This is a genomic window from Bacillota bacterium (assembly GCA_024655925.1).
Taxonomy (GTDB): Bacteria; Bacillota; DTU025; order DTU025; family JANLFS01; genus JANLFS01.
Window position 1 is genome coordinate 1 of sequence record JANLFS010000118.1, and the last position, 8,490, is coordinate 8,490.

Sequence of the window (8,490 nt, forward strand, 5' to 3'; positions counted from 1 at the left end):
GCTCGCTGATTGTTCCACGAACCGAAGACAGCGTTGATCGCCCCGCGCAACTGCTCCCTCGGATCATCAGGGAAAGGCTTGCCCGTCTTGTCGAGGACAATCTGCTTGTACCGAGCGACGAGTTCACGCAGGTCTTCTGCGGTCAGTTCGGTGTCCAGCCGAACCCCCCGAGCCTGCTTCATCTCGGCGATAGTGTGTTCGAACTCCTCGTGCTCGACTCCGAGCACGACATCTGAGTACATGTGGATGAACCTGCGGTAGCTGTCATAGGCGAATCTGGGATTGCCGGATTTCTTGATGAGGCCCTGAACGGTTATGTCGTTCAGGCCGAGGTTGAGGATGGTGTCCATCATGCCGGGCATCGATACCCGGGCCCCAGACCTGACCGAGAAGAGGAGAGGATTCTCTGCATCACCGAACTTCGCCCCCATGAGACTCTCCACCCGGGCCAGATGCTCATCGATCTCTTCCTCGAGCCCCGCCGCCCACTGCTGACTGTTGGCGTAATACTCGGTGCACGCTTCTGTCGTGATTGTGAAGCCCGGAGGCACGGGGATACCGAGGTTTACCATCTCGGCGAGGCCCGCACCCTTCCCCCCGAGCAGGTTCTTCATGTGGCCAGTCCCTTCTGCCTTATCGCCTCCAAAGAAATACACGTACTTCTTCTGGATGTCCACGATTCCGATCCTCCTATTCAACTCTGGCAGCTTACGAAAAATCGCCACTGAGTTCTTCGCCCGCGCCGGTTTTCCTTCTCCCGGGCTCAACTTTCCCGGCGGGAAAACACGATCTTCGACAAGTCCGCTATCGCCCCAAGAGCATTCTCCACTGACTTCAAGAGACCGAGCCTGTTTGCGCGGATCGCCGGATCCGGTGCCATCACCATCACTGCATCGAAGAACCGGTCGATCTCGCCCCGGATTGCGCTCATCCGCTCCAGCGCCTTTCGGTAAGAGGCAGCATCCGGGACTCCCGTCCGGCCGAGGATCTCTGCCACGTCTCGACTGGCATCCCCAAGCGCCAGGGCTAGTTCACCTTCTCGGGGATCCTCGAACAGGTCTGGGTCGTACGAATCCGACTCTGCATTTCCAGCTATGTTCTTGACCCTGGTAAATGATGTGGCTAGTTCGGCGAACCATCCCTCCTCAACCGCGCCGGCTACTGCCCGGGCGCGTTCATAGACTCTGGCCGGATGCGAGATCCCGGATGCCAGGACCGCATCGGCCACATCATATCGTATGCCTTCCTCTTCAAGGGACACCTTGAGCCTGGCGGCCAGGAAAGACATGACATCCGAGACCACCTCAAGAGAAGGCCTGCACGCCATGGCAGCCTCGGCGAAGAGCCGTGCGGCTCGCTCCACCAGGTGGTCGAGCCCGACCTCGAACCTCCACTCTGCATGGACTGCTACGGCACCAGCCGCCTGCCTGCGGAGGGCATAGGGGTCCGCGGACCCAGTGGGCACCAGTCCGATGCCGAAATACCCCACGACCGTGTCGAGCTTGTCCGCAATAGCCAGAGCCGCCCCGACCTTCGTCTTTGGCAAAGCATCCCCGGAAAACCTAGGAAGGTAGTGCTCGTAGATGGCATCTGCCACCGGGCCCGGCTCGCCTTGGATCCTGGCGTACTCGCGACCCATGACACCCTGGAGTTCCGTGAACTCACGTACCATCGAAGTGACCAAGTCCGTCTTGAGCAGAAGCGCCGCACGCTCCGCATGGTCGATCTCTGCCTGATCGGAGCCGGCAAGGACCTCACGGCCAAGAACCGCGTCTCTCACCGATTTGTCGTACATTGTCCCCAGCTTCTCCTGAAACACCACATTCTTGAGGTCATCGACACGATCAGAGAGACGTCGCCTTGTGTCCTCTTCGAAGAAGAATTTCGCATCCGCAAGCCTGGCGGCAAGGACTTTTTCGTTGCCCACCCTCACCGTGTCAAGATGATCGCGGCCCCCGTTCCTGACCCCGATGAACACTGGAAGCAGCTTGCCTTCCCCGTCACGCACAGGGAAATATCGTTGGTGGTCTTTCATGGGCGTGATCACGCATGCCTCGGGCAGGTTGAGGTAGGCCGAGTCGAACTGGCCGAGGAACGCCGTGGGCCACTCCACGATGTAGGTCACCTCAGAGAGGAGGTCAGGGTCCAGCACCACCTGCCCCCCACGTTCCGCGGCCAGTGCCCGGGCCTGCTCACTAATGGACTCCCGGCGCTTGATCTGATCAACCATGATTCCTGCCTTGGTCACGGTACTGAAGTACTCGGACGCCGAAGGGACCTCCACCCATCCCGGGGAGAGCGTACGATGCCCCGCCGTTAGGCGGGAAGCCGCTACGCCGTTGATCTGGAAATCCACCACGTCCTCGCCCAACAGCGCGACGATCCACCTGATTGGCCTGGCAAACCGGAAGTCACTCGAACCCCATCTCATGGACTTGGGGAAGCTCAAAGCGAAGATGACCTTTGGGAATACGGATGCAAGCACCGAAAGCGCGTCCTCGCCCCGGTCCACTACCCTCGCGAACACATACTCTCCCTGCTCCGTCTCGCGCCGTTTCAGGTCTGAGACCGCCACTCCGGCGGAGCGGGCGAACCCAACAGCAGCCTTCGTCGGGTTGCCTTCGGCGTCGAAAGCCACCCTAGACGCCGGACCTCTGACCAGTCTCTCCAGATCCGACTGGCGCGTGGAGACTCCAGACAGGTACAGCACCAGCCTGCGCGGGCTGCCGTACCCTCGCACATCCTGAACATGCAGGCGATTCGCCGACAGGAGTTCGCGCAGAATGCGGGCGGCCTCATCAACGGCAGGTTGTATGAACCGGGCCGGGATCTCCTCCGCTCCTATTTCCAGAACCGCGTCACGCAGGTCAGCTGTTGACAACCGGATCGCCCTCCTTCTCCTGTCGGCCTATCCACGCCAGTGCGACCTTTCGTGCGAGCGCCCTGACCCTGGCCATGTAAGCTGCACGCTGGGCAGCGCCAAATGCACCCCTTGCATCGAGGATGTTGAATACATGAGAACACTTCAGCACGTAGTCGTACCCGGGGAGGATGAGCCCGACATCGACGCACCTGCGCGCCTCTCGCTCGTACGTTTCGAACGAGTTCATCAGAGCGTCCACATCCGCGAACTCAAAGGAGTACTTGGAGAACTGGTATTCGGAGTCGCGGTAAACGTCACCGTAGGAGAGCCCGTCCACCCATTCAACGTCGAACACGTTATCCACACCTTGTAGGTACATGCAGAGCCGCTCCAGGCCGTAGGTTATCTCAGCAGAGACGGGCCTTACGTCCACTCCCCCTACCTGCTGGAAGTAGGTAAACTGGGTGATTTCCATGCCGTCGAGCCATACTTCCCACCCGGTGCCCCACGCCCCCAGAGTAGGGGCTTCCCAGTTGTCTTCGACGAACCGGATATCGTGCTCCCTCTGGTCGATGCCGATGGCGGCGAGACTTGCAAGGTAGATGTCCTGCACATCGTCGGGGCTGGGCTTGAGTATAACCTGGTATTGGTGATGCTGGAACAGCCGGTTTGGGTTCTCCCCGTACCTGCCGTCTGCCGGCCTTCGCGACGGCTGGACATATCCAACATTCCACGGATCTGGTCCCAGAACTCGAAGAAAGGTCGACGGGGCCATGGTCCCGGCACCTACCTCGATGACGTACGGCTGTTGGATGGTGACCTTCCTTTTCGCCCAGAACCCTTCGAGGGCGAGGATGAGGTCCTGGAAGTTCAATCGAATTCCCTCCCAACGAACGAGTGCAACATACTTCTCAGAATGGCAGGTCCGATAGGCCGCGAGTGAGGAGCCGCAATACGGAAGGGCTCACTCCCAACTCCATGAGGGCTGCCACAGCGAGCAGAGGGACCACAACAAGCACCAGGATGGCGGCGGACTCCGCGACTATCCTGCCGAGATCTGCCCGGGACGCCCGCCCCGCCCAGACCACCGGGGCAAAGAGGCCTATCCTGAGCCCCATCGCCTGCCCGATGAGAAATGCAGGCAATTCGAACAGCCCGTGGGGTAGCAACCCCAGCGCTACGACATGAAGAGGCATAGTGCCCCGCACCACCAGAAGCTTGGCACCTGCCCCGATGAGGACACCGTTGACCGCTATACCAAGGATCGGGACTATACCGAGGATCCACCCAAAGGCCAACGATATCAGAGTCACCTTGAGGTTGTTCCAGAACAGGATGACAACTCGCCAGCCGGGCGTCACGCTCTCCAATACTTCCTTGAGCCTCACAAGGCTGCGAAAGATCCACGGAAGGGATCCACTGGAATCCGAGAAGCCGCGGTAGCCCACGATGACACAGGTGACAAAGAGGACTGCAGCGAATACCAGGTACCGTCTGAACCCGAACAGCGCACGCGGCAGTACCCGGAGATAGAGGTTGGAGACTGCTCTCATCGGCTGTCGGCCCTCCTCCCCCGCACCAAGAAAGGCCCCCATCCCTGACTCTTCGTTCGAGGGACGAGAGCCCACGCTCCCGCAGCACCGGGCACATTCACTTGGTGATACTATAGCAAAGACTGGCTATCCTGTCAATTGGGCTGCCCCGGTTGCCCCGGCGACCCCGGTGACGGGGACTCAAGCCTCACTGAACACTTGGAAGCAAGTGCAGCAATAGCCCCCACCGCCGCCAGCTGTGGGGCCCAGATAGCCCCGACCACTCCTGCCGCCACGGGTATGTTGGCCAGCTGCGTGCCTTCCCTCTCCACCACGAGCCTGATCGATGAGCCGCGCTTGACCAGCTCAGTCACGCGATCGATCCATCCCTGGTCTTGCCCGCCCCCGCCAGTTGCCTCGCCGTCACCTTCCGCGAGCAGGTCACGCTCTGCCATGACGAGGGCCTGCACGAGGTCGCCGTCGGCAGCTTCAAGATATGCCGCAGCTTCCTCATAAGTGAGGTCTATCCTCGCCCGGAGCTGGTCAATCTTCTCTAGATCCACTTTCACCTTCCTGCCTCCCACCTATGCTGGTTATCTCCTCGATGAAATCAAGGGAGCGCAGCCTCCGCTCTACCCGGTGGTCGACGTATGCCCTGAATGCTCGGTCCAGTTCAGCTCGAGTGCCAGATCCCGGCGAGAGTGCGGGGATCCGGCGATAGTCCCACGCAAGCAGCCGCTTCGCTGTTTCACGCGCCGCGGGGGAGAACGCAACCGCGTTCACATCTCGCGTCCTGCACTTCGCACATAGAAGCCCGCCCGCCCCGGGCCCGAGCCAAGGAGCCGCTGCCTCTGGGGCCCCGCACCCGACGCATCTTTCGAGTTCGGGCTGGAATCCCATCTCCGACATGAACTTGATCTCAAAGGCACGGGTCACCATTGCCGGATCTGAGCCTTCATCAAGCGCGCGGAACGTTGCCAGGGCAAGGGAGAACAGGCTTTCGGACCGCTCGCGTTCACCGGTCATCCTGTCGATCAGCTCAGCGACGTAAGAAGCGTATGCCATCTTCTCGAGGACCGTTGTAAGGGACGGAAAACCAGGCAGCATCTCCACCTGGCTCAGGGTGTCGATATTCCGGCCCCGGAAGACCAGGAATTGACCACGGGAGAACTGCTGAGTCGACCCTGAGTGGCGGCTCCTCGTGCGTCTTGCACCCCGGGCCACCGCCTCAAACTTCCCCTCGTCAGGGCTGAGGATAGTGAGTATGCGGTCAGCCTCGCCGAAATCCCTCACCCTCAGGATGATCCCTTCGCACCGGAACAGCGACAAACCGCATCACCCTTCGGACGCGGGCCGCCTCGGTCCGCGTATAGTACGTTTCCCAATGGTCAGCTGCGGTATGCGGAAGACTTCCTGTTGTAGCGTTCTTCCTCGCTGAACACACACCCACAGTAAGGCTGGCGGTACAGGCCCATATCCACAGACATCTTAATACTCTCTCGGAACCCCGGCCGGAAGTCGAAGTAGGCAAACGCCACCCCGTTGTCCCGGGCAGCTTCCTCCCCAACCTCTCGTACAAGCTCGTGGTCCTGGTAGGGGCTGATGAGCAGTGTAGTGGTGAATGCATCGAAACCCTCTCTCGCTGCCATGGCAGCGGCGGGCATAAGCCGCATCCGGTAGCACTTTGCGCATCGGTCCCGCCCCTCCGGGCCGACCTCCTGGAGGAATTCGCGGAGCCCGTATGAATCGTCAACGAAAGCGTCGTACGCCACCATCGCGCAGTAGTCCGTGAAAGTGTCGAGTCTGTGTCGGAACTCCCGGTAAGGGTGTATGTTGGGGTTGCGGAAGTAACCCCGGACATCATGACCCATGCCCCTCAAGCTCGCAAGGCAGTAGGTGGTGCATGGCGCGCAACACGAGTGAAGCAAGATCTTCATAGCAGAGTCGCCTGCCCGTTCCCGGGGTACTCGCGCCCCACATGTTGGTACGCGCGGAGAGTCGCCACGCGGCCCCTGGGAGTTCTCTCCAGGAACCCAAGCTGGAGAAGGTAAGGTTCATACACGTCTTCGATGGTATCGCGCTCTTCGTTTATGGATGCGGCGATGGTCTCGATGCCGACAGGTCCGCCACCGAACTTATCGATTATCGTCGTGACTATTCTCCGGTCAAGCCGGTCCAGGCCAAGCTCATCCACTTCGAACATGGTCAGAGCCTCAGAAGCCACAGGGAGCGTAATCTCTCCGCCCACCCGGACCTGGGCGAAATCTCGGACGCGACGGAGCATACGGTTGGCTATTCTCGGGGTCCCTCGAGACCGGCGAGCTATCTCCCGCGCACCGCTTTCGTCGATTCGCACTCGGAGCACTTCAGCGGACTTCCTGATTATGGTCGTGAGGTCGTCCACTCCATAGAATTCCAGCCGGTGTACAACTCCGAACCTGTCTCGGAGAGGTGACGAAATGAGCCCAGCACGGGTCGTGGCCCCCACCAGGGTGAACCTCGGGATGTCAATGCGGATGGACCGAGCGGACGGACCTTTGCCGATTATAATGTCCAGGGCGAAGTCCTCCATCGCCGGGTAGAGTATCTCCTCAACGGCCCGGTTGAGCCTGTGAATCTCGTCTATGAAAAGCACATCGCCGGTGCCCAGATTGGTGAGGATCGCCGCCAGGTCCCCTGCTCGCTCCACCGCCGGCCCCGAGGTGACCCTGAGTCTCACTCCCAGTTCATTTGCGATTATGCCTGCGAGAGTGGTCTTGCCGAGCCCGGGTGGGCCGTACAGCAGCACATGATCCAGGCTCTCGCCTCGAGCCAGGGCGGCCTGGATGAAGATGGTGAGGCTCTCTTTCAACTTCTCCTGACCTATGAACTCCTCAAGCCTCTTCGGTCTGAGGCTCAGTTCAGCGCTGCGGTCATCGTCGGTGGGCTCTGGGCCCACGACCCGTTCGTCCAAAAGACTCCCTCCGATCACTCAGCCCGAGCGAGGCGGGAAAGCGCGGCTTTGATGATCGCGGCAGGTTGGTCCGAGGGCTTGTCTCGAAGCACTGCTCTTACTGCGCGGTCCGCCTCAACCACGGTGTAGCCCAGCGCGACCAGCCCCCGAACAGCGTCACCATGGGCGTCCCCCAGGCCCCCGGCCACCTCCCTCTCCTCGAGGGCGTCGGGGCGCATGATGGCGCCGACTTTGTCGCGAAGCTCCAGGGCGAGCCTTTCTGCGGTCCTCTTGCCAACGCCGGGCGCGGTGGAAAGCGTCCGGGTGTCCCCGGTGGAGATGGCAAGAAGAAGCCGGTCCGGGGACAAGACCGACAGCATGGCAAGGGCGGTCTTGGGGCCGATCCCTGACACGTCCTGCAACATGTTGAACAGGCTCCGCTCCTCCTCAGACTCGAACCCGTAGAGTGTGACTGCGTCCTCTCTCACTATCATCACAGTGAGCAGACGGGCCTCATCCCCCGGCCTCCCTATGGACGCCCTGGTCGACGAGGGAACGAACACCCGAAAACCGATCCCGCCGGCGTCGAGAACCACGGCATCTCGCTCGACGGCAGCTACTATCCCCTTGAGCTGGGCAATCATCTTGTACCACCATCCCGGGCCACTTTCTCCATGTAAGGCGATGTGGTCAGGTGACAGATGGCAATGGCGAGCGCGTCGGCAACATCATCAGGTCGCGGCTCATCGGAGAGGCCGAGGAGGAGCCTCACCATGGCCTTCATCTGATTCTTGTCAGCTCGCCCGTACCCTGTGACCGCCAGCTTCACCTGCAGAGGGGTGTACTCGGCGACCGGCAGCCCCGCCCGGGCGCACGCAAGAAGGCTCACTCCACGCGCCTCTCCAACGGCCAGGGCGCTCTTCGCGTTGGTGTTGAAGAAGAGCTGCTCAACCGCGGCACAGGAGGGCTTGTCCTTCTCGATGATGTCCGACAGCTCGTCATAGATGTGACACAAACGAGACACTAGAGGTCTGTCAGGTTCGGTGGAGATGTACCCTGCGTGCACGCACAGGAACTTCCCTTCCTGTTCGCGGACGAGACCAAACCCCGTAGTCGCAGTTCCAGGATCAATGCCCAAAACGAGCATGCTGTGTACCCCCGGA

General features: G+C 60.8%; 10 protein-coding genes. All 10 read right to left on the reverse strand.

Annotated features, from left to right (window positions below; all coding sequences use genetic code 11):
* A partial coding sequence (locus NUW23_13910; GenBank protein MCR4427256.1) for a pyruvate, phosphate dikinase occupies positions 1-671 on the reverse strand: 671 nt, incomplete at its 3' end.
* 92 nt (positions 672-763) lie between these two features.
* On the reverse strand, positions 764-2,881 hold the full coding sequence (glyS, locus tag NUW23_13915; protein MCR4427257.1) for a glycine--tRNA ligase subunit beta: 2,118 nt from the start codon (positions 2,879-2,881) through the stop codon (positions 764-766).
* Complete coding sequence (locus NUW23_13920; GenBank protein MCR4427258.1) at positions 2,868-3,737, reverse strand: glycine--tRNA ligase subunit alpha; 870 nt, start codon at positions 3,735-3,737, stop codon at positions 2,868-2,870. Before NUW23_13920 ends, glyS begins: the two co-directional genes overlap by 14 nt.
* A gap of 37 nt (positions 3,738-3,774) precedes the next feature.
* Complete coding sequence (locus NUW23_13925) at positions 3,775-4,416, reverse strand: stage II sporulation protein M (protein ID MCR4427259.1); 642 nt, start codon at positions 4,414-4,416, stop codon at positions 3,775-3,777.
* Between the two features lie 134 nt (positions 4,417-4,550).
* Positions 4,551-4,964 carry a DUF4342 domain-containing protein gene (locus NUW23_13930; protein ID MCR4427260.1) on the reverse strand — a complete coding sequence of 138 codons (414 nt, stop codon included), beginning with the start codon at positions 4,962-4,964 and terminating at the stop codon, positions 4,551-4,553.
* Positions 4,939-5,724, reverse strand: a complete 786-nt coding sequence (gene recO, locus NUW23_13935) for a DNA repair protein RecO (protein ID MCR4427261.1) — start codon at positions 5,722-5,724, stop codon at positions 4,939-4,941. The genes NUW23_13930 and recO overlap by 26 nt, the downstream gene beginning before the upstream one ends.
* 59 nt (positions 5,725-5,783) lie before the next feature.
* A complete protein-coding gene (locus tag NUW23_13940) occupies positions 5,784-6,332 on the reverse strand; it encodes an epoxyqueuosine reductase QueH (GenBank protein MCR4427262.1) in 549 nt (182 codons plus the stop codon).
* Positions 6,329-7,348: a Holliday junction branch migration DNA helicase RuvB gene (gene ruvB / locus NUW23_13945; GenBank protein ID MCR4427263.1), complete on the reverse strand. Its 1,020-nt coding sequence runs from the start codon at positions 7,346-7,348 to the stop codon at positions 6,329-6,331. The genes NUW23_13940 and ruvB overlap by 4 nt, the downstream gene beginning before the upstream one ends.
* A 14-nt stretch (positions 7,349-7,362) precedes the next feature.
* A complete protein-coding gene (gene ruvA / locus NUW23_13950) occupies positions 7,363-7,971 on the reverse strand; it encodes a Holliday junction branch migration protein RuvA (GenBank protein ID MCR4427264.1) in 609 nt (202 codons plus the stop codon).
* The gene (ruvC, locus tag NUW23_13955; protein ID MCR4427265.1) at positions 7,968-8,474 is read right to left on the reverse strand and encodes a crossover junction endodeoxyribonuclease RuvC; all 507 of its coding nucleotides are present in this window, start codon (positions 8,472-8,474) and stop codon (positions 7,968-7,970) included. Before ruvC ends, ruvA begins: the two co-directional genes overlap by 4 nt.
* Between the last annotated feature and the right edge of the window lie 16 nt (positions 8,475-8,490).